Annotated in this window: 26 protein-coding genes; 25 read left to right on the top strand and 1 reads right to left on the bottom strand. The window is 52.7% G+C overall.

Features of this window, described 5'->3' with window-relative positions:
* From A8990_RS31775 to A8990_RS01535, 10 genes are all read left to right on the top strand, one after another.
* The coding region (locus A8990_RS31775) for a hypothetical protein (protein ID WP_220376774.1) at positions 1–200 on the top strand (200 nt) is incomplete at its 5' end.
* The gene (hrpB, locus tag A8990_RS01495) at positions 176–2,725 is read left to right on the top strand and encodes an ATP-dependent helicase HrpB (RefSeq protein ID WP_116187234.1); all 2,550 of its coding nucleotides are present in this window, start codon (positions 176–178) and stop codon (positions 2,723–2,725) included. The genes A8990_RS31775 and hrpB, both read left to right, overlap by 25 nt.
* 43 nt (positions 2,726–2,768) lie before the next feature.
* The gene (locus tag A8990_RS01500) at positions 2,769–3,053 is read left to right on the top strand and encodes a DUF1294 domain-containing protein (RefSeq protein ID WP_220376775.1); all 285 of its coding nucleotides are present in this window, start codon (positions 2,769–2,771) and stop codon (positions 3,051–3,053) included.
* Positions 3,054–3,259: 206 nt separating this feature from the next.
* Complete coding sequence (locus A8990_RS01505) at positions 3,260–5,359, top strand: HelD family protein (protein ID WP_116187235.1); 2,100 nt, start codon at positions 3,260–3,262, stop codon at positions 5,357–5,359.
* 288 nt (positions 5,360–5,647) lie between these two features.
* A complete protein-coding gene (locus A8990_RS01510; protein WP_181909347.1) occupies positions 5,648–6,478 on the top strand; it encodes a nucleotidyltransferase domain-containing protein in 831 nt (276 codons plus the stop codon).
* Positions 6,479–6,567: 89 nt separating this feature from the next.
* On the top strand, positions 6,568–7,677 hold the full coding sequence (locus A8990_RS01515; protein WP_116187237.1) for a DUF3900 domain-containing protein: 1,110 nt from the start codon (positions 6,568–6,570) through the stop codon (positions 7,675–7,677).
* Positions 7,678–7,714: 37 nt separating this feature from the next.
* Entirely contained in the window at positions 7,715–8,071 is a 357-nt protein-coding gene (locus A8990_RS01520) for a ribosomal maturation YjgA family protein (RefSeq protein WP_245995796.1), read from the top strand.
* A complete protein-coding gene (locus tag A8990_RS01525; RefSeq protein ID WP_116187239.1) occupies positions 8,068–8,838 on the top strand; it encodes an SDR family NAD(P)-dependent oxidoreductase in 771 nt (256 codons plus the stop codon). The genes A8990_RS01520 and A8990_RS01525 overlap by 4 nt, the downstream gene beginning before the upstream one ends.
* Before the next feature lie 165 nt (positions 8,839–9,003).
* On the top strand, positions 9,004–9,672 hold the full coding sequence (locus A8990_RS01530; protein ID WP_116187240.1) for a response regulator transcription factor: 669 nt from the start codon (positions 9,004–9,006) through the stop codon (positions 9,670–9,672).
* Positions 9,673–9,675: 3 nt separating this feature from the next.
* On the top strand, positions 9,676–11,124 hold the full coding sequence (locus A8990_RS01535) for a sensor histidine kinase (RefSeq protein ID WP_245995797.1): 1,449 nt from the start codon (positions 9,676–9,678) through the stop codon (positions 11,122–11,124).
* 66 nt (positions 11,125–11,190) lie between these two features.
* Here the strand turns inward: A8990_RS01535 and thrC are convergent, their stop codons facing one another.
* The gene (thrC, locus tag A8990_RS01540; RefSeq protein ID WP_116187241.1) at positions 11,191–12,417 is read right to left on the bottom strand and encodes a threonine synthase; all 1,227 of its coding nucleotides are present in this window, start codon (positions 12,415–12,417) and stop codon (positions 11,191–11,193) included.
* Between the two features lie 227 nt (positions 12,418–12,644).
* Here thrC and A8990_RS01545 point away from each other — a divergent pair, with 227 nt between their 5' ends.
* From A8990_RS01545 to A8990_RS01615, 15 genes are all read left to right on the top strand, one after another.
* A complete protein-coding gene (locus A8990_RS01545) occupies positions 12,645–13,553 on the top strand; it encodes a LysR family transcriptional regulator (protein ID WP_116187242.1) in 909 nt (302 codons plus the stop codon).
* Positions 13,554–13,705: 152 nt separating this feature from the next.
* Positions 13,706–14,362, top strand: coding sequence for an FMN-dependent NADH-azoreductase (locus A8990_RS01550; RefSeq protein WP_116187243.1), 657 nt, complete (start codon positions 13,706–13,708; stop codon positions 14,360–14,362).
* Positions 14,363–14,546: 184 nt separating this feature from the next.
* Positions 14,547–16,931, top strand: a complete 2,385-nt coding sequence (gene helD, locus A8990_RS01555) for an RNA polymerase recycling motor HelD (RefSeq protein WP_116187244.1) — start codon at positions 14,547–14,549, stop codon at positions 16,929–16,931.
* Between the two features lie 3 nt (positions 16,932–16,934).
* Positions 16,935–17,372, top strand: a complete 438-nt coding sequence (locus A8990_RS01560) for a GNAT family N-acetyltransferase (protein WP_116187245.1) — start codon at positions 16,935–16,937, stop codon at positions 17,370–17,372.
* Between the two features lie 100 nt (positions 17,373–17,472).
* Positions 17,473–18,090: a TVP38/TMEM64 family protein gene (locus A8990_RS01565; protein ID WP_116187246.1), complete on the top strand. Its 618-nt coding sequence runs from the start codon at positions 17,473–17,475 to the stop codon at positions 18,088–18,090.
* 711 nt (positions 18,091–18,801) lie between these two features.
* Positions 18,802–19,335 (top strand): hypothetical protein, encoded by a 534-nt coding sequence (locus A8990_RS01570; RefSeq protein ID WP_116187247.1) that lies wholly within the window; start codon positions 18,802–18,804, stop codon positions 19,333–19,335.
* 341 nt (positions 19,336–19,676) lie between these two features.
* Positions 19,677–20,150 (top strand): NUDIX domain-containing protein, encoded by a 474-nt coding sequence (locus A8990_RS01575; protein WP_116187248.1) that lies wholly within the window; start codon positions 19,677–19,679, stop codon positions 20,148–20,150.
* Between the two features lie 38 nt (positions 20,151–20,188).
* Complete coding sequence (locus A8990_RS01580; RefSeq protein ID WP_116187249.1) at positions 20,189–20,932, top strand: 2-phosphosulfolactate phosphatase; 744 nt, start codon at positions 20,189–20,191, stop codon at positions 20,930–20,932.
* The gene (locus tag A8990_RS01585) at positions 20,929–21,684 is read left to right on the top strand and encodes a class I SAM-dependent methyltransferase (RefSeq protein ID WP_116187250.1); all 756 of its coding nucleotides are present in this window, start codon (positions 20,929–20,931) and stop codon (positions 21,682–21,684) included. The genes A8990_RS01580 and A8990_RS01585 overlap by 4 nt, the downstream gene beginning before the upstream one ends.
* 123 nt (positions 21,685–21,807) lie before the next feature.
* The gene (locus A8990_RS01590; RefSeq protein ID WP_116187251.1) at positions 21,808–22,374 is read left to right on the top strand and encodes a GNAT family N-acetyltransferase; all 567 of its coding nucleotides are present in this window, start codon (positions 21,808–21,810) and stop codon (positions 22,372–22,374) included.
* A complete protein-coding gene (locus A8990_RS01595) occupies positions 22,374–22,889 on the top strand; it encodes a GNAT family N-acetyltransferase (RefSeq protein WP_116187252.1) in 516 nt (171 codons plus the stop codon). The genes A8990_RS01590 and A8990_RS01595 overlap by 1 nt, the downstream gene beginning before the upstream one ends.
* A 131-nt stretch (positions 22,890–23,020) precedes the next feature.
* Complete coding sequence (locus A8990_RS01600; RefSeq protein WP_425463872.1) at positions 23,021–23,656, top strand: pyridoxamine 5'-phosphate oxidase family protein; 636 nt, start codon at positions 23,021–23,023, stop codon at positions 23,654–23,656.
* Between the two features lie 30 nt (positions 23,657–23,686).
* Positions 23,687–24,052, top strand: a complete 366-nt coding sequence (locus A8990_RS01605) for a hypothetical protein (protein WP_147306750.1) — start codon at positions 23,687–23,689, stop codon at positions 24,050–24,052.
* The gene (locus A8990_RS01610) at positions 24,027–24,815 is read left to right on the top strand and encodes a Cof-type HAD-IIB family hydrolase (protein WP_116187254.1); all 789 of its coding nucleotides are present in this window, start codon (positions 24,027–24,029) and stop codon (positions 24,813–24,815) included. The genes A8990_RS01605 and A8990_RS01610 overlap by 26 nt, the downstream gene beginning before the upstream one ends.
* A 17-nt stretch (positions 24,816–24,832) precedes the next feature.
* Positions 24,833–25,279: a GNAT family N-acetyltransferase gene (locus A8990_RS01615; RefSeq protein WP_181909348.1), complete on the top strand. Its 447-nt coding sequence runs from the start codon at positions 24,833–24,835 to the stop codon at positions 25,277–25,279.
* The last annotated feature ends 14 nt before the right edge of the window (positions 25,280–25,293 follow it).

Genomic DNA, 25,293 nt, shown 5'->3' on the forward strand with positions numbered 1-25,293 from the left:
GCGAAAGAGAGTACCTGAGGGATACACATTGCGGGAAAACCGGCGAAAAGAGGGAAAGAGAGTACCTTAGGGATACACTTTGCGATCCAGGTGATGTAGAGACAGGTGTTTTGACGTCGAAAGCGCAAAGTCCCTATAATAGAACTTATGAATTCGAGAGACAGGGGACTCATGCATGGATGATCGGAATGGACAACTAAAATCGCAAGGCGAGCTGCCGATTGACGCTTTATTGCCTGAGCTTCAGCAGGTACTCGCTGAACGCAGCTCTGCGGTGCTCGTGGCGTCGCCCGGAGCGGGAAAGACGACACGCGTGCCGCTGGCATTGCTCGGTGCGCCGTGGCTGGCGGGCAAGCGCATTCTTATGCTGGAACCGCGCCGGTTGGCGGCGCGTTCCGCAGCGCGCTATATGGCGGCGTCGCTCGGCGAGCAAGTGGGCGGTACGGTCGGCTACCGCGTTCGGATGGATACGAAGGTTGGACCCTCGACGGTGATTGAAGTCATCACCGAAGGGGTATTAACGCGCATGCTGCAAGCGGACCCAGCGCTTGAAGGCGTCGGCATTGTCATCTTCGACGAGTTCCATGAGCGGCATTTGCACGGCGACTTGGGACTCGCCCTCTGTTTGCAATCGCAGTCGGTTCTTCGCGACGATCTGCGGCTGCTTGTGATGTCGGCGACGCTGGAGGCTGAGCCGGTTGCGGAGCTGCTGGGCGGCGCGCCGCTATTAGTGAGCGAAGGGCAGGCTTACCCCGTAGAGACGAATTACGCGGCGAAGCCTGTGAGCGGCCGCATCGAGGATGCCGTCGCGCGCACAGCGCTCGAAGCTGTGCAGCGCCATGAAGGCGATGCGCTTGTGTTTCTGCAGGGGGCGGCGGAGATTCACCGCGTAGCCGGTCTTCTTCGCGCTTCGGCGGCGCTGCCTGCTGCAACGGAGGTTATCCCGTTATACGGCGCATTATCGCCGGAGGCGCAGGATCGTGCCGTTGCGTCTGCTTCGCCAGGCGAACGCAAAATCGTGCTCGCGACGACGATCGCCGAGTCGAGCGTCACAGTCCGCGGCGTCCGCATCGTCGTGGACAGCGGACTGAGCCGCGTGCCGCGCTTCTCGCCGCGGACAGGCATGGCACGGCTGGAAACCGTGCCCGTGTCGGTCGCTTCCGCGGATCAGCGCCGCGGGCGTGCCGGCCGCGAAGCGCCGGGCGTCTGCTACCGGCTGTGGACGGAGCAGGAGCACCGGCAGCTGCAGCCGCAGAGCGAGCCGGAACTGCTCGGCGCTGATCTTGCGCCGCTTGCGCTGGAGCTTGCGATCTGGGGCATTGCCGATCCGTTCGAGGAGCTCGCGTGGCTGACGAAGCCGCCGGCTGCCGCGTACGCGCAGGCGGAGGAGCTGCTGCGCGAGCTTGGCGCGCTCGATGCGCAGGGCAAACCGACCGCGCACGGCAAAATGATGGCCGAGCTCGGCATGCACCCGCGCCTCGCGCATATGGTGCTCGAGGCGAAGCCGCTCGGCCAAGGCGAAGCGGCATGCGAGCTCGCCGCGCTGCTCGGCGACCGCGATCTGCTGCGCCAGACGCGCAGCATCGATATGCGGCTGCGCGTGGAAGCGCTGCGCGGTCGCGGTTATTCCGCTGCTGGCGAGCAGCCGGACCCAGCCGCGGTCAAGCGGCTCACCGCGGAGGCGCGCGAGTGGATGCGCGCCGCCGGCATCACGCCGCAGCCGCGCGGCCAAGCGTCCGCGGCAATGAGCGCGGACGCAGACGCGACCGGGCTCCTTCTCGCGCTCGCGTACCCGGATCGCATCGCACAGCGCCGCGGCGACATCCGCTTCCTGCTGCGCAGCGGACGCGGCGCGGCTGTGCAAGAGCTGCAGCCGCTCTCGAGCGCGCCGTACCTCGCGACCGCGGAGCTTGAAGACAGCGGCACTGACAGCCGCATCCTGCTTGCCGCGCCGATTACGCTCGCGGAGCTTGAGCGGCATTACGCCGACCAGATCATCGATGAGGCGGATGTCCGATGGGATCGTGGGGCTGGCGCTGTGCGTGCGCGGCGCAAGCTGCGACTTGGCGCACTAACACTCAAAGAAACTCAGCTTGAGAACGCAGATTCCGAGCTGGTCATGCAAGCGCTGTTCACCGGTATTGCCGAACTGGGGTTGGACATGCTTCCTTGGACGAAGCAGGCCCGCCAGCTGCAAGCTCGAATCGCGCTCATGCATACGCATAATACGAGCTGGCCCGATGTTTCCGAGGAAGCGCTGCTTTCATCGCTCCCGGATTGGCTCGGCCCTTATGTGGGCGGGATGCGCAGCCGAAATGATCTCTCGCGCCTGAATATGGCGCAAATCATGGAGTCGCTGCTCTCCTGGCAGGAGCGCTCGCAGCTCGACGAAGAGGTGCCGACGCATATGACGGTGCCGAGCGGCTCGCGCATCCCGGTCGATTACAGCGACCCGGCAGCGCCGGTGCTGGCGGTCCGGCTGCAGGAGCTGTTCGGCCTTCAGCGGACGCCGCGAATTGCAGGCGGCAAGCTGCCGATTACGATTCACTTGCTCTCGCCGGCGCACCGGCCCGTGCAGGTGACGCAGGACTTGGCGAACTTCTGGCAGAACACGTATTTCGAGGTGAAGAAGGACTTGAAAGGCCGGTATCCGAAGCATTATTGGCCGGATAATCCGCTTGAAGCGGCACCGACGAATCGAGCAAAGCCACGTCCCCAATCTTGATTTTTCATAGCTGAAGCCGTTGTTAGAAGAGGAGACTTATAAAATGACGCTAATTATCAAACTATTACTTGTATATCTCATCATTATGAACGTGTATGTGTTCTTTCTGATGCGTATCGATAAGCGGCGTGCAACGAAGGATCGCAGGCACCGCATTCCGGAGAAAAAGCTGCTAGGACTCAGCCTGATCGGAGGAGCGCTTGGCGGTGTGATGGCGATGCGGATGTTTCGGCATAAGACGAAGCATACCGCTTTTGCTCTTGGCATGCCGCTCATGCTGGTGCTTCACGTCGCGCTTGTTTGCTCGTTAATCCGGTATGTGATGTAACATATTGGCAGGGGCTGGTATGAATTGACACTCGCTAGTCCGGTGTGCTATATTGTTCACTCGTGCTCCATAGCGGAGCTTAAAACGCCATTATTCATATGAACAGACTTAAGCCGCATGTAACAATGCGGCTTTCGCCGCCTCTAATTCTAGGCGCGGAGAGCTGCAGGTAATCAGGCTTGAAGTCGAAGAGGGAGGTAACTGACATGACCGTTCAAAGTGCCTTTCAAGAAGAGGCTGTACGCGTCGAGAACGTGCTGAAGCACATTCACGAGCAGCTTCGTACGATTGGACCTCGTTACACAGGCAATGATTTTACAGAGCAAATGCTCGAAATTCAGCGTGAACAGCGGCAGCAGCGGCTGGAGGTCGCACAGCGGGAACCGTATTTTGGCCGAATTGATTTTCAAGAAACGGTTCAGCCGGGACCCAAACCGCTTTATATCGGCAAAGCCGGCGTCGCCCACGAGAAGTCGAATGAAGTGCTCGTCGTCGATTGGCGCGCACCGGTTGCAAGCTTGTTCTACGCGTTCAGCGGCGGGGAAGCCCCCGTTACCTACGAATCGCCGGATGGCGATGTGGAAGGGACCGTTCATCTCAAGCGCAACCTGATGGTGCGCGAAGGGAAGCTCGAACGGGTTGTCGACAGCTACGTGCGCGGGCAGGAAGAGGAGAGCGTCACCGACGAGTTCCTGTTGTACCGCCTCGGCGAGAGCAAAGACAACAAGCTGCGTGATATCGTTTCGACGATTCAGCAGGAGCAGGACCGTATTATTCGGACGGATAAAAATAAAGCCGTCTTCATTCAAGGGGTTGCCGGTAGCGGTAAAACAACCGTTGCGCTGCACCGTCTCGCGTATTTGCTGTATCGTTATGCTGGCGCGATTCGTGCGGACCGGATGGTTATTTTTGCGCCGAATCGGATGTTCCTCGATTATATTTCCGGCGTACTGCCGGAGCTCGGTGTTGGAGATATTCTGCAGACGACGTTTGCAGATTGGGCACTGGAGCAGCTGCATGATGCTGTTCGTCTCAGCGAAGACTTCGACCCGTTCACCTATTGGTTCGAACATCCGCGGACTCGAGAAGAGATGGATACGGCGACAAGCCGCTTGAAAGGGAACCTTGATTTCAAGGCAATTATTGATGCAAAGCTGGTGCTCACCGAATCGTCGCTTATCCCAGAGGAGTCCTTCGAGCCGATGGCTGGCTGGAAAGTGACGCCTGCGATGATTATCGAATGGCTGTCGACGGACGACAGCAACGAGCCTTATATGAAACGCCGCACGCGGCTGGTCAGCCGGTTGAAGCGCTGGCTCGAGTCGGAGTGGAAGACGCGCAGACTGACGGACAAAACGCTCAAGTCGAAGCTGAACACGAAGCTTAATGCCTATACGAAGAAAATTCCATCGTTTACAGCGCCGCAATTGTACAGCTCGCTATTAGGTGAAGCCGCTGCGCAAGAGCTGCTTGGCGTTGAAGCGTGCAAGAATACGATTAAATCGCTCAAGAAAAAGCTGATTCTCCCAGAGGATCTCGCGCCGCTCGTATACATTCAGCTTCGGATGTACGGCAATGAACAGCCGCCTTACGATCATATCGTCATTGACGAGGCGCAGGACTATTCGCCATTCCAGCTGGAGGCTCTTAAGCAATGCCAGCGTCAGCCGTCGATGACGGTGCTCGGCGATTTGCAGCAAGGGATTCACGGCTACGCCGGGATTCACAGGTGGAAGGAGCAAACGGCGCTATTCCCGGAAGCAGACACGGGGTATTACGAGCTTGATCGAAGCTACCGGTCAACGATGGAAATTATCGATTTCGCGAACCTGGTGCTCGGCAGTATGGGCGACGGTGTAAAGCCGGCGGTTCCTGTATTCCGCAGCGGCGAGGCTGTCGATGTGGTTGAGAGCAAATCCGATCAGGAGCGGCTCTCTGGCGTCGTGCAGACCGTGAAGGAATGGCAGGCATCCGGCCATTATCGGACGATGGCGGTGCTCGGCCGTACTGCACGTTCCTGTGCAGCAATTGCTGCTGAGCTGGAAGCAGCAGGCGTACCTTGCTCGCTGGTTGAGAGCAAGCAAGAGGCGTATGGCGGCGGATTGACCGTAGTGCCGGCTTACTTGGCGAAGGGCCTCGAGTTCGATGCCGTGCTCATCGCGGATGCCGATGTGGAGAGCTTCGGCAGCAATGATGCGAAGCTGCTCTATGTCGCGTGCACGCGTGCGCTGCATAAGCTGAAGCTGCTGTACAGCGGCGAGCTTACGTCTCTTGTTGCGGAGCGAGGACCGGTCGCGGTAGGCTGAGCGGTGGGGGAAGAAATAAGTGGAAATATCTGAAAAATCCACTTATTTGCTCATTCATGATCGATTCGCACAAGCCTTCCACCATATTAATTCAAAAAAGCTGTCTGAGCTTCGTAGCTCCGGACAGTTTTTTTTCATTCAAGTGAAACGAAGTCCATCCGGTCAGCGTTAACGTTAAATATGAAAAACGCGACTTCCATAATTTCTCTTTTTCTCCAATGCGATAGCCGTTATATTTGCAGCAAAGGCTTGGCGTTTCTAATCTCAAAGTGCGAGGTGCATCCGAACATGTTACACCCGTCCGTAGAGCGGAAGATGAGCAGGCTTGCAAGCTGCCTGCAGAGCAGAACGTCCATCATCGAATCGATCTATCTGTACGGCTCGGTCGCGTTAGGCGATTATATCGACGGAACGAGCGATATTGATTTTGTCGCCATTGTCCGCGAAAAGCTGTCTGAGCCGGACCTTCAAGCGATTCGCGAAGCGCATGAGGAGACCGAGCAGGAATGCCCAGAGGTCGATATTATGGGCATGTATGTACGCGCTCATGAACTTGGCCAGCCATATAACGAAGAACGCACTCCAGTAACCTTTTACAACAAACAGGTCCATACGAACGGTCACGGCGCGGATATGAATCCGGTCACATGGTGGATTCTGAAGCATCACGGTATCCGAGTGTATGGATCAGAACAGGCAATGACATTTGATTATGACATCCCTTCACAAGAGCTGGTCACCTATGTAATCGGAAACCTAAACAGCTATTGGTCAGGCTGGATGGAACGGTTAGAGCAGGTGCAGGCAGCTGCGGCTCTGGACCCTAGTTTACTGCAAACCCAGCTGCTGGATGAAGCGGTGGAATGGTGTGCGCTTGGTATGCTGAGGCAGCTCTACACCTTGTCGGAGCACGGCATTAGGAGTAAAGTGCAGGCCGGTCAACATGCACTCACTTTCGTTCCTGAGAAGTGGCATTGTGTGATACAAGAAGCAATCTGGATTAAGCAGCTTCGTTCGGATCGCCATTATAAGGACAATAGTGAGCGGCTTTCTGACCTTATCGGATTGATGCGATATATTCACGAGGAAGCGAATCGAATCTGCAGCGACCTGAGTTAACCTATATCACTCCGAAAACGAAATATGCTATGCTAGTGACTTGGGTGTTCTTGGACACGCAGATTTTGGAGGCAAAAGGGGTCGCATCAATGGATTTTATCGTCGAGTACTTATCGTTCTTCGTTATTCAAGGCGAGGGCGGCGACACGAGCGCTGCCAAAACCTTTAAACATTATCAGACGCTGGACCGCTACGATTATGCAGAAAGCGAGCTGAAGTCGTTCCTGGACGGCGAGTTTGCCCGGATTTGCAAGAGAAAAGCGGAGCGTCATCCGTCAACGGACAACGCGCCGACGAAGATCGGACGTTTCATCGTTGAGCCCGGCTACGAGCTGGACAGCAATCCGAACTACAATACGTTCCAGCGTCTGCGTATGGCTGAATCCGCGCAAGAGTTTCACGGATTCGCCGATGAGCTTGTTCGGCTCTATATGGAGGCGGCGGCCGTACGCGGCGGCGCGTTCATCGTCGTTCATGCAACGCCGAACCGGCATACGGACGAGCCGCTGCTGTTCGTGCTCAAGTGCGATTTCGAGCCGAAGATTGCGCGGATTACGGATGAGCATAATCTAATCTCGCAAGTCGAGATGGCGATCAGCGCTCGGAATATGAAATCGATCCAATATCCGCTCATGCCGGAGGAAGGGATGCTGGAGCTGTGGGAGCTGAAAATCCATCAAGCGTCGCATGCCCGGTATTTCGAGGATTTCCTGAGGTTCGTCAGCTATGAGAAGGCGATGCCGGAGCTGATGAGCGACCATATGCTCGAGATGGTTCACGAGTATATGGAGGATAAATGGCAGGGACAAGCGAGCGAGGCGCGGGAGCAGGAAGCGCAGCAGTTCGAGGTGTGGGCAGCGAGAGAGAAGCGGGAGCTGCAGGAGTCCTGGCCGCAGGAGCGGGTTGTTGCCGCTGCGGAACGGCTTATCGAACAGCAGCCCAACCTGAGCGTGGCGTTCAAGCTTGGCGATTGGGCGGTCAAAGGGCCGCTAGCCGAGTTCGGGCTTTCGATCCATTTTGCCACGTACAATGGTCGTTATGTCGCACTCATCGAAGGAGACGGCTTCCAGTTCGATCGCAGCATGTCGCCGGTTGAACTGCTGCAGCCGCCGGATTTGCTGGAGGTGCTGGAGTATGTCGGCAGGAAAAGAGAGAAAGAGACCGAATCGGCATCGAGGTTGGACGGTCTTCCTTACTAGGCGATGGCGGTATGCTTTCGCGGCAGGAGCCGTGATCGTGCTTGGTCTAGCGGTGAGGCGGTACTCGGAAGTGCTGCCTGAACGGATCGCCAACCATGCGGGAGATGCGCTGTGGGCATGCATGATATATTTTGGTGTTCGCTTCTGCTTCTATAGACTGAGCATAGGCATCGACACCGCAGCAATTATTAGCTTGAGCATCTGCTTCGCGGATGAATTCACCCAGCTGTACCAAGCGGACTGGATCAATCAGATACGTGCAACGACACTAGGTGCGCTTGTGTTAGGTCATGGTTTCCTGTTTGTTGATTTGATTCGGTACACGGCAGGCGTTGGAGTGGCTTACGGCTGCGACCGTTTGTTGTATCATTATCCGGGGAGGCGGGATGAATGATGAAGGAAAAGGTGAGCTGCAACAAGGCAGCCATCGTAACGGGGACATCACGCGGACTTGGCGAAGCCATTGCAGAAGAGCTAATTCTGCAAGGGTATCAGGTGTTTGGGATGGCACGCACCGCGCCGGATGAACGGCTTGCACGAGTAGACGCCTTTGCGTTTGTTCAGTGTGATCTGGCAGACACGGGGGCATTAGAAGCATCGTTTGATTATATCAGCCGATCCGTCGATATATCGCAAGTGGAGGAGCTGCTTCTCATCAATAATGCTGCGATGCTGGAGCCGCTTCGACCGCTGCCTGAGATTGCTGCTGCTGAAATGGCGAAGCACCTGGAGACAAGCCTTCTGGCGCCGATGGTGCTCTGCAGCCGATTCATTAAGCTCGTTCAGGTTCAGGAGCAGCATTCTTGTCGAGCTACGATTGTTAATGTAACATCCGGTCTTGGCGAGTACGCTGCACCGTCGATGAGTATGTATTGCAGCAGCAAAGCTGCGATCAATATGCTCACGCGCTGTATCGCCGAGGAGCAGGGGGATGCAGCAAGACCGGTGCAGGCGTATGCATACGACCCAGGCATGATCGATACGGCGATGCAGACGGCCGCGCGGGGACAGGAGCTGGGGCAGTTTCCGCTGCAGCGATTCTTTCAAGAGAGCTATGAGACCGGAAAGCTGCGTCAGGCGTCGGATGTGGCGCTGGAGCTGCTGCGAATGCTTCAGGAACCGCATGAGAATGGAAGTCTGCTAAAGGCGACTCGATATTAAGAAGCGTAACTATTATAAGAAGAAGCCGAGCCTGCCGGGAGGTTCAGGCTTCTTTTTCTTTTTGCCTGCAATTGGTAAGATGGAACTGTTCATATTGTGTTCATGATTCGATCTTATAGTGAATGCATGATTTCCCATTCTACTTTCAACCGGAGATGACTGAAGATGACCAAACTACTAATCGTCGATGACGATCCTCATATCCGCGAGCTGGTTCGGCTGTTTCTCGCCCGCGAAGGCTTTGATGTCGTTGAAGCAGGCGACGGCGAGGAAGCACTGGCGATTCTGGAGAATACGCAGGTTGATCTCGCCATTCTCGACGTGATGATGCCCAACATGGACGGCTGGGAGCTGTGCAAGGAGCTGCGTGAATCGACGGAGCTTCCGGTGCTGATGATGACAGCGAAGGGCGAGACGAGTCAGAAGCTAAAAGGATTCGAGCTTGGTGCAGACGACTATCTCGTCAAGCCATTCGAGCCGGTGGAGCTAGTTGCGCGCGTGAAAGCACTGCTCAAGCGTTATCGCATTGCGACTTCGAGTACGGTTACCGTAGGCGCTGTGCAGCTCAATCGATCTGCTTATGCGGTAACGATGGACAATACGACCATGACGCTGCCGATGAAGGAGTTCGAGCTGCTGTTCAAGCTCGCCAGCTATCCGGGCAAAACATTTTCGCGCGAGCATCTCATCGAACAGCTGTGGGGCTATGATTACGAAGGCGATGAGCGGACGGTCGATGTGCATATCAAGCGGCTGCGGGAGAAGTTCCCGGAAGAGCGCAGCCGAATCCGGATTCAGACGATTCGGGGCCTTGGCTACCGGCTGGAGGTATAGCGGATGAAGATGCCATTATGGAAGCGAATCTTGGCAGGCCTCGCCGGAATGGTGCTCATGAATATCGCGATCTATTCGACCTATTCGATCGCCTACACAGGCATATCTTTCTACAAAGAGAAACAGAATCGTTCCACTCTAACGGCAGAGCTGGTTCATGACGGGCAGCTGATTGCGGATATTCTAGTAAGCCGGCCGAACAGCGAATGGAAGGACGTTCTTCAGCCAGCCGCGCGAAGTAACGGGTATCGAATCGTACTCGTTGATACGAAGGGCCGAATGAATACCTATGGTGATGCAGAACAGGTTGGCAGCTTGCCGGATCAAGAGGTAATGGCGGCAGTGCTTGAGCATGGTCAGACGGTGGAGAAGCTGAAGCGATCGAATCCTTTTGCCAAAGGAACCGCGCTTGCAGGCATGAAAGTGAGCAGCGGCGGCCAAGTCTATGCGCTGTTTATTCAAGAGAAAGCGCCTAGCTTATTCCGCGGCTTGCCGCAGCAGCTTTTCACCTCGTTCGTCGGGTTCCTGCTCTTGTTTATCGTACTGCTGCTAATCGGCCGCCCATGGAGACATCGGGACGGGGCAAGAGTCTATATTAATGCAATAAGGCGTATGTCCAAAGGCGACTTCTCCGTCTCGATCGCCAAATCCGAGCAAATCCCGCAATTCGGCGAGCTTGCCGCAAGCATTAACGATATGGCTGCCGAGCTGAGCCAGATGGAGCAGATGCGCCAGACGTTCATCAGCAACGTCTCTCATGAAATCCAGTCGCCGCTCACCTCGATTCGCGGCTTCGCCAAAGCGCTGCAGCACGAAGGAATCGATGACGAACAGCGCAATCACTATGCAAGCATCATCGAGAACGAGAGCACAAGGCTGTCCAAGCTGAGCGATAATTTGCTGAAGCTGACGACGCTCGAAGCGAGGGATGAACCGGTGCAGCTGAAGCCGCTGCGCCTCGATCAGCAGGTGCGGTCGATGATTCTGGCGTGCGAGCCGCTCTGGATGGAGAAGGATATTGTGATGGACGTCAATCTGGACGAGGAAGTGACGATCCAGGGGGATGATGAACTGCTATCGCAGGTGTGGATGAATATTCTTGCGAACAGCATGAAGTTCACGCCTGAAGGCGGCACTGTAAGCGTGCAAGTGAAGCAGGCTGACGGGGGAGCAGTCGTCTCGATAGCTGATTCAGGGATCGGGATATCGGAGGTAGATCTGCCTCATATATTCGAACGTTTCTTCAAGGCGGATAAGTCGCGGAACCGCAAGCTCGGAGGAAGCGGACTGGGGCTCTCTATCGTCAAAAGAATCGTCGATATGCATCATGGAACCGTGACTGCGACAAGTAAAGCGGATGAAGGTACAACGATTACGGTGAAGCTGCCATTCAGCCCGCCACCGCCACCGCAGCAGTCACAGACAAAATCGCAATCACAGTCGCGAAAATAAAAAACGCACCTCCTCGGCTATGAGCTGGGGAGGTGCGTTTTTTGCTGTATGCTTCTAGCTAGTCGGCTAATTAGCTAGTTGAACCTGTTGGATGCGATCAGGAATATCCCGATATGAGCGCAGTGAATCGGAATCTTTCAAAATATGACCGGTCAAAATACAGGCTGCCGTCTCATCACGGTGGATCGTGCCATCGCGAACAAGCTTCCGCAGACCGGCAACAGCAGCTGCGGACGCCGGCTCAGCTCCGATGCCGGAGCGGTCAATATGCAGCTTCGCTTGCATAATCTCTTCGTCGGTGACAGCCGCCGTTACTCCGTTCGTGAGCTGCAGCACGTCGCGAGCTTTGCGCCAGCTCGGAGGGTTGCCGATATTGAGCGCCGACGCAACCGTGGACGGCTTCTGTTCGGGGGTTAAAGACACGTTGCCGTTTGCGATCATTCTATGAAACGGGCTCGCGCCTTCGGCTTGAATGACCGCAACCCGCGGCAGCTTCGAGATGAAACCGAGCTCGTATAGATCATGCAGCCCTTTGCCGAGCGCAGAGGCATTGCTTAGTGCTCCGCCTGGGAGCACAATCCAATCCGGCAGCGACCAGTCCATGTCCTGCGCGAGCTCGAACAGGATGCTCTTCTGACCTTCGATTCGAAACGGATTAATTGAGTTGCATACATATAAGCCTTCTGTCTCCGCGTGGTTGTCAAGCCAGCGGATGCCATCATCATAAGTGCCGGTGAAGGTTCGGACCTGTGCGCCGTAAGCAAGCGTCTGCAGCACTTTATTAAGAGCGACATCGCGGTCAGGCACGAGTATAAGGGAAGCGAGTCCTCCAGTTGCGGCATACATGGATAGCGACGAAGATGTGTTGCCGGTGGATGTGCATGCAAAGCCGCGATAGCCGAGCGACCGGCCATGGGAGATGGCGACAGTCATGCCATTATCCTTGAAGGAGCCGCTCGGATTCTCGCTCTGTGCTTTCAGCCACAGCCGTCTTATGCCAGCGAATTGTCTCACGGACTCTGTTTCGTAGAGTCCCGTGTTTCCTTCATTGCGGGTGACGATATGATCTTCGGGCAGCTTTGGCGCGATAAGCTCCTTATATCGCCATACTCCGCTGGCAGATATCGTGTGACGCAGCGCTCGGCGTTCGTAGAAACAGCGCTTCAGCTGATCCGCATCGATACCGCTGAAGTCTTGTACCAGCTGAAGCAAACCGCCGCATTCGCAGCTGTACCGCATCGGACTTGTATCCATGCTGTAGGGCGAGTTGCAAATGATGCATGAGGCTATCATAATTAGAAATCCTCCTTTAGCTGTCCTTATCTGTTTTTTTTTCTATCTTTTATCTGTTCTTTATCAGCTGTTCGCTTGATAGGCGATGTTCTACTCCTTACAATAAGTTGAAATGACCTATAATTCTAATACAGATATATTGGTTAATGATAATAATAGATTATGAATTCTCGGATTCACGAATTCTCGGGTGGATAGTCAGGTATGCGTGAGGAGGGACCTATGCGATGAATCTCTATGGGCTGATTGTATTTCATCACGTTGCAACAACAGGAAGCGTTACAAGAGCTGCGGAGCTGCTGCGGATTAGCCAGCCAGCGGTGACGGCGCATGTGCGCAATATGGCCGCGGAGCTTGGTATGACGCTTCTGGCGCCGAAAGGGAGAGGCATCCTCCTCACGGAAGCCGGTGAACGGCTTGCTGCTCATGCAGCCAGACTGTTCTCGCTGGAGCAGGACATTACGCGGGATTTGGCAGCGTTCCGCGATGGTTCGGTGGGCAAGCTGCGCATCGCGGCTACATCGCTGCCGGCGAATTTTCTGCTGTTAGAGCAGATTGCAGCTTTTAAGCAAGCATTTCCATCCGTAGCGGTGACGCTGGATACACGAAATGCAAATGATGCAGCGGAAGCGCTGTATCAATATAAAGCGGATATTGCGGTTATCGGTGGAAGCGGGGAAGCGCGAGAAGGGCTAACAAGGCATGTGCTGCTCGAGGACGAGCTGTGGTTTGTCGCCGCACCGACGCATCCGTTAGCAGGTCGAAACGTTTCGCTTGGCGAACTGTTTATGGAACCGTTCATTATGCGCGAAGAAGGCAGTGCAGCGCGCGATCGGCTGCTTGCGCTCTGTCGCATTCATGGCGCGGCGATACCCGAAACGGCGATTCAAGTAAGCGGCGTCCACGAATCGCTTCATGCGGTGGCGGCCGGACTCGGAGTTTCGTTCGTTTCGTCGTTGGAGGCAAAGCGTGCAATAGCAAGAGAAGAGTTGACGAGAGTGCAGGTACAAGGTGAAGCTGAACTGCGCAACCCGATCGTGCTCTACACGCGAGATGAGGAGATGCTCCCTCCAGCAGCGCAGCAGTTCATGAAAGCTCTGCTTCAGTCCATTCAGCATGAACATACTTCGTTCTAACTTGCGCAGGAATGCGATTGCTTATGTACAATCGCTCAGTAAATAACAGTTAAGCCAGCAACAATCCCTCGGACTCAGGTATCCATTGCCATGCGCCGGACCAACCTAAACCGTGTCCGTCAATCTAAAGAAGAGGCAGGGATCGTTCATTTATGGCAAAGCTTCTGTATATTACTGCGCATCCGCATGATCACCAAACTTCATACAGCATGGCTGTTGGCCAAGCCTTCCTTGATTCCTACCGCGAATCGCATCCGCAGGATGAAATTATTCATTTAGACTTGTACAAGATGGAGATTCCTCATATCGATGCAGATGTGTTTAGCGGATGGGGCAAGCTGCGAAGCGGCGGTGAATTCAATTCGCTCTCCGAGGCTGAGCAGAAGAAGGTCGTAAGGCTTAACGAGATTGTCGACCAATTCGTGTCAGGGGACAAGTATGTGTTCGCGACGCCGATGTGGAACTTCTCTTATCCGCCGATCATGAAAGCCTATATTGACTCCATCTGTGTTGCAGGCAAAACCTTCAGCTATACGAAGGATGGTCCTGTCGGATTGCAAAAAGGCAAATCGGCGATTCATATTCAGGCGCGCGGCGGTATATATTCAGATGGGCCTGCCGCACAGATCGAATGCGGTCACCGGCACTTGTCTGCCATTATGGGATTCTTCGGCATCACCGACTTCAAGGGCATCTTCGTTGAAGGCATGAATGCCATGCCGGAGAAAGCAGCGGAGATCAAAGAGAAGGCGATCGCTGAAGCGAAGCAAGAAGCGAAAGTGTTCGGCAATGCGGCCGTAAAGGTCTAATATAGTTTAACTGGCTCCTCCTGACGCACATGCTGACGGGGGAGCTTGATTTACATAGGCCGAGGTTGAACGACATAGAATAATGAGGTTTCGCATGAGCTTTCGATCGTCGATACATTGATTTTCCAGTTCGAGTTTGATAAAATCAATTTTCGTTTTTCTGTCATGAGAGGTGGAAATTCAGGTGAGTCTTAAATCGCAGGATTGGCAGCAGGAGCAAGCGCGAGTGGACGATGTTACAAAGCAAATTCGGGCGAAGATCCGCTCACTGGAAGAAACAACCTCAGAAACGAAGTCTGAGATGGTCGATATTCGCAAAAACTTCTGGGATGACGTGACCGTCAACTTCGAGGACTCGGCGGAAATGGCCGAGACATTCGCAAGCTTGAAGCAGCAAGCTGAAATTTTGTCGGAGCGCGAGCGTACCCATCGTCATTCTGCTCTGCAGCTGCGTACGCTTAAGAAGCTGAAGTCATCGCCTTATTTTGGGCGGATTGATTTTGTGGAGAATGAGGAGGAAGCGCTTGATCAAGTTTATCTTGGTATCGCCTCGCTTCGCGACCATAATGACGAAGGTTATTTGATCTATGATTGGCGGGCGCCGATTGCCAGCCTTTATTACGATTATCCGCCGGGTCCTGCGGTTGTTGAGACGCCGATAGGATCGATCTCCGGCGAACTGAAGCTAAAGCGCCAGTTCGTTATTCGAGACGGCGAAATCCGCAGCATGTTCGATACAGGCGTTACGATTGGCGACGAGCTGCTGCAAGAGGTGCTGGGCAAGCAGTCCGATGCCTCAATGAAGAGCATTGTCGGCACGATCCAGAAGGAGCAGAATCGCATTATTCGCGATGAACGCAGCCGATTGCTGCTTGTTCAAGGTGCAGCGGGAAGCGGCAAGACGTCTGCAGCTTTGCAGCGGGTCGCTTACTTGCTGTATCGGTTCCGCGGCACGCTTAATGCAGATCAGATCGTTTTGTTCTCGCCGAATCCGATGTTCAACAGCTATGTCTCCACGGTTCTTCCGGAGCTAGGCGAAGAGAATATGCAGCAAACGACGTTCCAGGAGTACTTGATGATTCGGATCGGAAAGTCGTTCAAGCTGGAGAATCCTTACGCTCAGCTGGAATATGCGCTAACCGCGATGGATGAACCGGATTACAACGTGCGGATGGCGGGCATTCAATATAAGGCATCAACACATTTTGTGGCACTTATTGATCAATACTTAGTTCATCTTGGATCGGGAGGTCTCGTATTCCGTGACATCGCGTTCCGTGATGAGATAGTCGTGTCTGCGGTTGAAATTCATGATTACTTCTATGCGATTGACCGCAATATCGCGATCCCGAACAGGCTGCGCCTTGTTGCGGAATGGCTGCTCGGCCAGTTGAGAGAAAGGCAGAAGGCTGCGCTCAAAGAAGAATGGGTCGACGAGGCTGTCGAGCTGCTTGATAAAGAAACGTACTTAAAGGCGTATCAAATCGTCCGGAAGAGCAATCGCAACATCCGCGACGATTCCTTCGACGATTTCGACCGCGAGCGGGAGCTGCTTGGCCAATACGTCGTTTCGGAGGAGTTTAAGCCGATCCGGTCACGGCTGCGCAAGCTTGCTTTTGTCGACTTGCGTGCCGCATACCTGAGCATGTTCCGCGATCCGGCATTTGCTGCTTCGTTGCTTGAAGGTACGGCTAGCGCTGAACTGCCGGCAGAATGGCAGGAAATCTGCGCATGGACGATCGATAAGCTGATGAATCGCGTCATGCCGTATGAGGATGCAACGCCATTCTTGTACGTCGTGGAACGAATTCGTGGTTTCCAAACGAATACTTTGGTGCGTCATGTCATCATCGATGAGGCGCAGGACTATACGGCATTCCAATTCGCTTATATGAAGCGCTTGTTCCCGTTCAGCCGAGTAACTGCGCTCGGCGACTTGAATCAATCCATCAACGCGCATACCGCATCGGATGGTCTGACCGGTTTCAGCGCGCTTGCTGCGCTCTATCCAGCGGAAGAGACCGAGACAATTGTGCTGCGGCAGAGCTATCGCTCGACGCGTCCGATCGTCGAGTTCACGAGCCAGCTTATACCAGGCGGTGAAGGGATTCAGCCGTTCAATCGGGACGGTGTGAAGCCGACTTTGACCGTTGCAGGAAATACGGCAGAGCTTCACTCCCGCATTGTGGAGCGCATTCAGAAGCTGAATGGCGAAGGCAACAGGACCATTGCTGTTATCTGCAAAACAGCCGCTCAAAGCGCGCAAGTCTATGAGGCATTGCGCAACATGCTTCCGATTCGTCTGATCGAGCGGGAAACGTCAACTTTTGCACCGGGCATCGTCGTAATTCCATCTTATCTGGCAAAAGGTGTAGAGTTTGACGCCGTTCTGGTGTATGATGCATCTGATCATGCTGCGGCTGGCTATCGGCTGGAGCGGGAACGGAGACTGTTCTACACGGTATGTACGCGAGCGATGCATGAGCTTCATCTGTTCGTATCCGGCTCTGGGCAGATCAGTCCTTTTATCCCGGGACATTCATTAACGCTATCGTTGAAAGAGGTATAATTCGTGGAATACTTAAGAGCTAATACGAGAGAACTGCTTGAAGAAGCCATTGCGGTACGATTCGAAGTGTTTGTTGATGAACAGAAAGTGCCTGCTGATTTGGAGCGGGATGAATACGATGATACGCCAGAGTCTTGTCATCATTTTGTCGTGAAGGATAACGGCAAAGCGGTTGGCGCCGGCAGATGGAAAGAGTATGAGCCAGGTGTCGCGAAGCTGCAGCGTATTGCGGTTTTGCTTCCGTACCGCGGTCACGGCGTTGGCAAGAAGCTGATTGAAGTGATGGAGCAGGACGCAAAAGCGGCTGGTTATTCCGCTGCATTCCTTGGCGCGCAATGCACGGCAGAAGGGTTTTATAAGAAACTAGGGTATACGACGGAATCGGATGAGCCATTCCTCGATGCGAATATCCCGCACGTGAATATGCGCAAACCATTATAATTGGTTGATGCCCGCGCGGGGCACAAAACATCCCATTCGAGCAGGACGTTGATCGCTCGGGTCCGGGATGTTTTTTGCGAGGATGTAAGGAGGCGTGAACATGATGAAACGCTGGTTCATTATCGGATTCTATATGATTGTCGTCGTTGCTGTTTGGAGCAATCGGACGGAGCTGATAGCGTGGATGCGTGACGGCGATGTGCCGGTGCTGCTGCTTCTGCTGCTTGTCATCGGCTTGGCGTGTATTCCTATCATCCCGTTCAGTGTTGTAATCGGCACGATGGGATATTTATATGGTCCGCTGCTTGGCGCATTGCTGAGCTTAATTGGCGCGTGGATTGCCGCACTGCTGCTCTATGGTTTGTTCCGGTATGCACTGCGTGAGCGTGGACGAGCTATGCTGCGACGCTATCAGCTTACGGAGCGTTGGACGGTCATGGTGGAGAAGTATCCGTTCCGGTCCATTCTGCTGGCTCGGTTGATGCCGATCGTCCCGCAAGTGGCGGTCAATATCTATGCCGCCGTAGTGTCGATCCCCTTCTTGAGCTACGCCTTCGCATCGCTGCTTGGCAAAATCCCGGGCATGCTCGTGTTCGCTTTTATCGGCGGAAGTGTCGCTTCGGGGTGGCGTTCGCTAGTGCTTGCAGTGGCTGTTTATGTCGTCTTCCTGCTCACCGTGTACGTGTCGATACGATGGTGGAAGGCTCGGGAGGCGTGAGAGAGGGGCTGGGCACGGGTATTATGAACAGTCTAAGTTTATTGAACGTTCTGCGGCTAGTACGACTTGATTGAGCCCCGGTGGTGAGTGGTGATCCGGGGCTTTTTTTGTTGAGAGTCGGATATTCCGACTCTCGGGGTTCAAATTGGACGAATTTATTGTTGAGAGTCGGATTATCCGACCCTCGGAAACCATGGGCGTGGATGGGAGAAGTGGATAGTCTATCTCGCGAGTCGGATCCGTCTGGTAGCGGCGCATTCCCCGGTCGAGAGATCCTAATAGGCACTCTCAGCGTGGAAAATCAACGTTCCTCCTGCTGAGAGATCAAGATAGGCACTCTCGCGAATTGAATCCGTCTGGTAGCGGCGCATTCCTCGGTCGAGAGATCCTAATAGGCACTCTCAGAGTGGAAAACCACCGCTTCGCCTGTTGAGAGATCCAGAAAGGATCTCTCGCGAATCAAACCGCCGGAACACGGCGCTTCCTCACCCGAGAGAACCTATATTTTATATGTTCTCTCTGCTCGAAAAACCTTCGTTTCGCCTTCTGAGAGAACAAATACGTTCTCTCGCCAATCCACTCCTCCGGAGAACAGTTTCTACCTCACTCTCGCGAACCGAATCTGCTTTTACTAATCAGCATTTTAGCGTAATCTCCAATCATCCTCACTCATATGCTTGTCGTACAAGACTGTGCTTGGGAGGGCTTGATTTGAGATTGATCCTATTGATCGTCGGAGTCATCATCCTTGGACTAAAGTGGACAAACCCGACAACGCCGCGATTTGAGCAATGGGTAACTAAACAAGAAACTCAAAGCGGCCAGAATACCAAACTGTCCGACCTGCATGATGTGCGGAGGAAGAGCTACTTGTTCTTCTCGATTCATGAGCTCTTGATTATCAGGGAGCATAATGATCGGTACACCAGATCTGTCAGTTACTCTGGAGTTGGAATCCTCGGTATGATCTTCCCAACCTCTAAACCTACTAATGTCGGGAAGCAAGCTCCTCTTTTTAAAGATAAATTTCAACTCAAGTCGGATGACAGGGCATTAATAGAAAGCTTGGTTGAGCTTGAAGCTCATGATGAGCCGTATATTACTCAAGTTGCTATCGCCGCTGTCGTGTTTAATCGGATGAAACTTGTTGATTTCTCAGGAAGTGTCCCGGATGTCATTATGCAGTTAAACGCAGCAGCGATGGAGAATATCGCCGTATCTGAATCAGCGAAGAAGTGCGGTTGAAGATGCGTGGAACGGGATGGACCCTGGGGGCGGGTCTACGCGTTATTTTAAGACGGATCAAGAAGCAATTGATTCTAAAATGAATGTGATAAAGAAAATCGGAAGTATTACGTTTTGGAAATAATTCGGCAAATTCAGGATTCTCAGATATTTCCGCGAATGTTAGAATGGGGGATATTCATGGGCAAAGCAAGGTGAGAAGGAGGGTTTCGCTACGGCATGAGGCTCTATCCTTCGAGCCTGCAGTGTCAGCATGCGAAGAGGCATATGACACAGATGCAGAGCGTTCAAACCGAGTTTAATGATAATCAATGCAACTAGCGACATAGAGGAGGCCACTAATGAGGGTCAGCGTAGGCGTTCAAGCGGTTATTTTCCAGAACAATAGGGTGCTAACGGTTAAGAAAAGGGAAGATGATGGCGGTGTAAGCTATATCCTGCCAGGCGGCAAGCAAGAATTTGGCGAAACGATAGAGCAGGCGATTCGCCGTGAAGTGTTTGAGGAAGTAGGCATAGCCGTTAAGGTGAACGAACTGTTATTTCTTCGAGAATTTATTGGCGCGAATCATGATCATGCTGAAGCGAATAAGGAGCTGCATATCGTCAGCCCGATCTTCTCATGCAGCTTATTGAACGCCGACGATGATATTCCCCAAACTCCCCCTCACCCTGATCCAGACCAAATCGGAGTGGAATGGATCGAGGTAAGCAAGCTCAGTGAAGTACGATTTTATCCAAAAGAGTTAGTTCCTCGCTTAATCGAAATCGCATCCGGCGTTAAAATCAATCCATGCTACGTTGGCGACATGAACTAATGCTCAGCTAAAACGGCTGGCGAAGGGGACGAGCTTCTATGAATGAGGACGTATTTCTTCAAACTCCTTTTCGAGTGCGATTTGAATGGGGAACAGAAGGGGTAAGACGATTGGCTCCTTTATCGAGAGTAATAGTCATCATCGATGTACTCTCTTTTACAACCTGTGTTGAAGTCGCCGTTTCAAGAGATGCAGCGGTGTTCCCATGTCGACATAAAGATGATTCCGCGATTACGTTCGCAGAGTCTGTCGGTGCCGTCCTTGCAAAGAAGCGTGGGGAGACGCCGTCACTTTCCCCGGCATCCTTACTCTCATTACCGCCACAATCCCGGATCGTATTACCTTCCCTCAATGGCTCCACATGCACCATTGTGGCACAGGAGTCAAACGTGACAACAATAGCTGGCAGTTTGCGGAATGCTGCGGCTGTTGCAGCGTACATCAATCAGCATTATCCGAACGAAGTTGTAAGTTTTATCGCGTGCGGCGAGCAGTGGTCAAATGGTAGCTTACGCCCTGCGATCGAGGACTTGCTTGCAGCCGGTGCGATTATTAGTCGATTGGACCAAGTGAGTCTATCCCCTGAGGCAAAAGTAGCTGTGAGTGCATTTAATCAGGCAGAAGTTGATATCGCGATGACATTGCAGCAATGTTCGTCTGGTCGTGAGCTTATCGAGAAGGGCTTTGCGCAGGATGTAGATCTTGCCAGCGAGCTGAATGTGAGTGAAGCCGCCCCTGTGTTTCAAGGCGGGGCTTATATGAAGAAGGGCGGAAGCACATGAACATTACGGACTACAAATCATTCTACGACAATGTCGGCAAAACCAACGGATGGGATTTCAGCCGCGTAAAATGTACGATCGAAGGAAACGACCGGGATTTCTATAAGGAAGTCAAGCAGTCCTGCGGAAAAGGGGACATGTTGCTTGATATCGGCACTGGCGGCGGCGAAGCGATTTTAACAATTGCAGCTGATTCTGCGTTGCTCCTGATTGGGATCGACCAATCCGCTTGGATGATCGAGACGGCAGCGCGAAACGCGGCGAAGTCGGGCTTGCCTAATGTACGATTTCTGCAGATGGAAGCTGAACGATTGATATTCCCAGCGAACTTATTCAATGTTGTCTCGTGCAGGCATTCGGAGTTCTATGCTGAAGAGGTTGCGAGAGTTTTGACCAACAGCGGAGGTCTATTCTTCACCCAGCAAGTAAGTGAGAACGACAAGTTCAACCTGAAGCTAGCCTTTGGAAGAGGGCAATCGTTTGGCATCGAAGCGGGTACGTTGAAGCAGCGATATTTGAGCGAATTGAGGGAGGCTGGGTTTAGCGATATTCAGTCCTGGGATATTAGCGGCATCGAGTACTACCACGCCGCGGAAGACCTGAGTTTCTTATTGAAGCACACGCCGATTATCCCTGACTTCGGCCGAGAAGAAGCGGACTTCAAGCTGCTGCAGCAATTTATTGAGCAGAATCAAACCGAGAAAGGAATTCGAACAAACTCGGAGCGATTTGTGATACAGGCTAGATTATAGAATCGGTTGAAGGCAGTTGAGTTGGATGGAGAATCGGCTGCTCTTTTTTGTTGACTGAACAGCTTGAATGGAGTATTATCTTTCCAATTTACATATTCGCATTTTGAAGGGGAATGGCAGGCTATGGATCCGATAATGATGGATTTCCCGGATGAGTTTCACACGGAGCGACTATGGATTCGAATGCCGAGGCCAGGCGATGGAAGAGCTGCATTCGAAGCGGTTAACGCGTCGTTAGACGAGCTGAAGCCATGGATGAAATGGGCACAAAACGAGCTGTCCGAGTATGATGCGGAACTTGGCATGAGAGAGTCTCATATCAAATTTCTAAGCCGGGAGAAATTAAGATTTCTGGTATTCTTAAGAAGTACGGGGCAGTTCGTCGCGGCAACCAGCTTGCATAGTATTGATTGGGAAGTACGAAAGTTCGAGATTGGCTACTGGATTGATACGCGTCTCAGTGGTAACGGATATATGCTTGAAGCTGTTCGCGGGCTATGTGAATTTGCATTTAATCAATTGAATGCCAGAAGATTGGAAATACGTTGTGACACGACAAATAGCAAAAGCATTAAGATCCCGGAGCGACTGCAGTTTGAATTAGAAGGTACGTTCAGAGCTGATGATGTTTCTGCAGATGGTACAGAGCTAAGGGATACCTATTTGTTTGCGAAGTTGGGCTTCAGCTGATGATCTTCAACATCGAAGTAAACCTTAGAAAAATGACCACCGACGATTATTCCTGCATGCTGGGCTGGCGGAATGATCCCGAAGTGATGCGGTTTTATGGTAACCCTAACGATATCCATACCATGGAGAAAGTCATTCAGAAGTATCAGGCGAGAGTTGACGGTGCAGATCGGAAAATCCCTTGTATTATTGAGTATCTCGGCAATCCAGTCGGTTACTTGCAATATTACGAGCTGGATAGCGAACAGAAGCAGGAGTACGAGCAAGACGCTCAGTTGAATATGATCGGGATGGATATTTTCATGGGAAGCAGCGAACATCGCAATAAAGGTATTGCTACACAAGCTATTCAGCTGCTCCAATCTTATTTAAGAGAGAAATCGATCGCAGGCCGTATCATTTTGAAAACAGCAATTGATAACCCTACCGCCGCAAGATGTTATGAAAAGTGTGGTTTTGTGAAAATAAAAGCTCTTTCAGAGAAGCTCATTCTAATGGAGTATTCTTTCAACTAGCCAATCAGAAGGTTACATGTCCCTTGGATGTTGTAATCTTCTTGTTATTTCCAGCTCTTTCAGTGACTGCTATAATGAATAGATATTATTGCGGAGCAACTGATTCCAGCATAGAAGGCGGTACATGAAATATGATGAAACCATTCTTTAACGAGATCGTTCATACTGATGAGGAGCTGCGTTCCTTGCTTGGATATCCAAGCGAGCTCGTACGGAATAAAGTCGTTACGAAGTTGGACCGGCACTGCCGGGATTTTATTGCGAAGTCGCCATTGGTTTTTGTAGCAACGAGCGATGCGTCTGGGGCATGCGATGTATCGCCCCGCGGCGATACAGCTGGGTTCGTGGCTGTGCTTGATGATACGCATCTGCTTATCCCGGAGCGTCCGGGCAATAAGCGAATGGATGCACTTCGGAATATTTTGGCGAATCCGCAGATCGGACTGATCTTTATTATTCCAGGCCTAGAGGAGACGCTGCGCATTAATGGCCGCGCCTGTATAACCAAGGATCCGGAACGGTTGCGGCCGCTTGAAGCCCATGGCAAAATACCTCTTCTCGGTATCGGTATAGAAATGGAGGAAGGCTTCATCCATTGTGCCAAAGCGTTCAAACGCTCGAAGCTGTGGGAGCCGGCAAGTTGGCCCGAGCAGGCAGCGCTTCCGAATCCGGCACGAATACTTGTAGAACATGCAAGCAGACTTGGAAAGACAGAGGAAGAAATCGCTGCAGCTTTACGAGATAGCTATGAGAAAAGGTTGTATTAAACTCCTACTAAAATGAATTAGAGGTGGTTCATGATGATTTTGCTATCCGATGTGATCTCGACCCTCCTGCAGGCGCTTGGCGAGTTGGTGGCAGACCTGAGTGACGGCTTCTTCGCAAGTAAAGACGAGCGGCGCTATAGAAGGAGACTGAACAGGCTGAGGCAAGAACAAGAATGGTTCGACCAGTTCTATACGAACGGCGAGCAGTATAGGTTCGTGATGAAGACGGATGAAACGATCAAGAACCTGCTTCTTAATAACGAATATGTGCGCGATCTGGAGCTGAACGCATCGGCTAGAGCGAGCTTCCGCAAGCTCGTTGCTGAGCTGCACGAGAAATCTCGGGACGCAGACCCAAAGGATGTGAAGCATGGAATTCTCAGCCCTCGTACTTGATCTCGATGGCACGCTGCTAGATTCGAACAAACAAGTATCGGAGCGAAACAAACAAGCTGTAATCTCCTGTCATCAACGGGGGCTCACGATTATCTATGCGACTGCGCGTCCGCCTCGAGCGGTGAAAGAGCTGCTCCCTGAAGAGCTGTACACAATCGGCTCGTTCGTTTATTACAATGGGGCACTTGTTCGCAGTTCGCATTGCGGTGAGGAACATCATTTTCCGATTGAGAGGGATTTGTTCGGCGAGTTTCTTGATCATTGCCTGGATATCGCGCCGAGTGTGGAATTTAGCATTGAAGTAATGGACGAATGGTATTGTCTTGGCGAGATTGAAGTCGCTGTCGTCGCCCGAAGGAAGGGCAATCCGATTCAACGCGAAATTGATGAGCTGAAGCAGTATCATCCTACCAAAATCTTGCTTTCATCCATAGACGAATCAAACGCTGCAGCACTTGTAGATCCATTCGCTACCCGACTTAACATTGTCATTACCGATGGCGGTAAGCTGATCCAGATCATGTCTCTGACTGCCTCGAAGGAAGCTGGAGTTCAGCTGCTCTGCGATAGCTTTGGCATCTCGATGTCGGAGTTGATCGTTTTCGGCGATGATTACAATGACACCGGCTTGCTGGGAGCGGCTGGTTATTCCGTGGCGATGGGGAACGCGCCGCATGATGTGAAGGAAGCGGCGGATGAAGTTGCGTTGACGAACGATGAAGATGGGGTCGGCGTGGTGCTTGAACGGATTTTAGCTGAATAAGGGGTGGAAATGCGCACGTGATCAGACAAGCAACCTTAGATGAAATCAAGACCATTGTAGAGTTGAAGATCAGAATGTTTGAAGAGGCGGGCATTAAGCATTACCTTAAAGCTCATGCAGAGTCGAGTGTTTATGACAAATATTGTGAAATGTATCGTAACTTTCTTGGGATCCATTTCGTCATGGAAGAAGAAGGCAGGATCGTCGCATGTGCAGGCGCATTTTTGAAGTCCGATATTCCCTACTGTTTCTATGAACCGGACCAGTATGGATTTATTGGAGATATCTATGTAATGCCGGAATACCGCAAACGCGGCTTTGCACGCAGATTAACGGAAGAGACGATTGGCTGGCTGCAAGCTTGCGGTGTGAAGACGATTCGGCTGCTTGCATCGCCTGACGGTCGGCATCTGTATGAGACGATGGGCTTCAAGCCTACGCACGAGATGGAGCTGAAGCTGTAGCAACGATGGAATTC

This window comes from Paenibacillus taihuensis (genome assembly GCF_003386535.1).
GTDB classification, from domain to species: Bacteria; Bacillota; Bacilli; order Paenibacillales; family Paenibacillaceae; genus Paenibacillus_Z; species Paenibacillus_Z taihuensis.

Coding starts and splice junctions, on each gene's coding strand:
- A8990_RS01510 (WP_181909347.1), top strand. CDS start 5,648: ATGTTACACCCGTCCGTAGAGCGGAAGATGAGCAGGCTTGCAAGCTGC.
- A8990_RS01585 (WP_116187250.1), top strand. CDS start 20,929: ATGAACATTACGGACTACAAATCATTCTACGACAATGTCGGCAAAACC.
- A8990_RS01605 (WP_147306750.1), top strand. CDS start 23,687: ATGATGATTTTGCTATCCGATGTGATCTCGACCCTCCTGCAGGCGCTT.
- A8990_RS01575 (WP_116187248.1), top strand. CDS start 19,677: ATGAGGGTCAGCGTAGGCGTTCAAGCGGTTATTTTCCAGAACAATAGG.
- A8990_RS01535 (WP_245995797.1), top strand. CDS start 9,676: ATGAAGATGCCATTATGGAAGCGAATCTTGGCAGGCCTCGCCGGAATG.
- hrpB (WP_116187234.1), top strand. CDS start 176: ATGGATGATCGGAATGGACAACTAAAATCGCAAGGCGAGCTGCCGATT.
- A8990_RS01590 (WP_116187251.1), top strand. CDS start 21,808: ATGGATCCGATAATGATGGATTTCCCGGATGAGTTTCACACGGAGCGA.
- A8990_RS01545 (WP_116187242.1), top strand. CDS start 12,645: ATGAATCTCTATGGGCTGATTGTATTTCATCACGTTGCAACAACAGGA.
- A8990_RS01505 (WP_116187235.1), top strand. CDS start 3,260: ATGACCGTTCAAAGTGCCTTTCAAGAAGAGGCTGTACGCGTCGAGAAC.
- A8990_RS01610 (WP_116187254.1), top strand. CDS start 24,027: ATGGAATTCTCAGCCCTCGTACTTGATCTCGATGGCACGCTGCTAGAT.
- A8990_RS01595 (WP_116187252.1), top strand. CDS start 22,374: ATGATCTTCAACATCGAAGTAAACCTTAGAAAAATGACCACCGACGAT.
- A8990_RS01515 (WP_116187237.1), top strand. CDS start 6,568: ATGGATTTTATCGTCGAGTACTTATCGTTCTTCGTTATTCAAGGCGAG.
- A8990_RS01600 (WP_425463872.1), top strand. CDS start 23,021: ATGATGAAACCATTCTTTAACGAGATCGTTCATACTGATGAGGAGCTG.
- A8990_RS01525 (WP_116187239.1), top strand. CDS start 8,068: ATGATGAAGGAAAAGGTGAGCTGCAACAAGGCAGCCATCGTAACGGGG.
- A8990_RS01550 (WP_116187243.1), top strand. CDS start 13,706: ATGGCAAAGCTTCTGTATATTACTGCGCATCCGCATGATCACCAAACT.
- A8990_RS01565 (WP_116187246.1), top strand. CDS start 17,473: ATGATGAAACGCTGGTTCATTATCGGATTCTATATGATTGTCGTCGTT.
- thrC (WP_116187241.1), bottom strand. CDS start 12,417: ATGATAGCCTCATGCATCATTTGCAACTCGCCCTACAGCATGGATACA.
- A8990_RS01500 (WP_220376775.1), top strand. CDS start 2,769: ATGACGCTAATTATCAAACTATTACTTGTATATCTCATCATTATGAAC.
- A8990_RS01530 (WP_116187240.1), top strand. CDS start 9,004: ATGACCAAACTACTAATCGTCGATGACGATCCTCATATCCGCGAGCTG.
- A8990_RS01580 (WP_116187249.1), top strand. CDS start 20,189: ATGAATGAGGACGTATTTCTTCAAACTCCTTTTCGAGTGCGATTTGAA.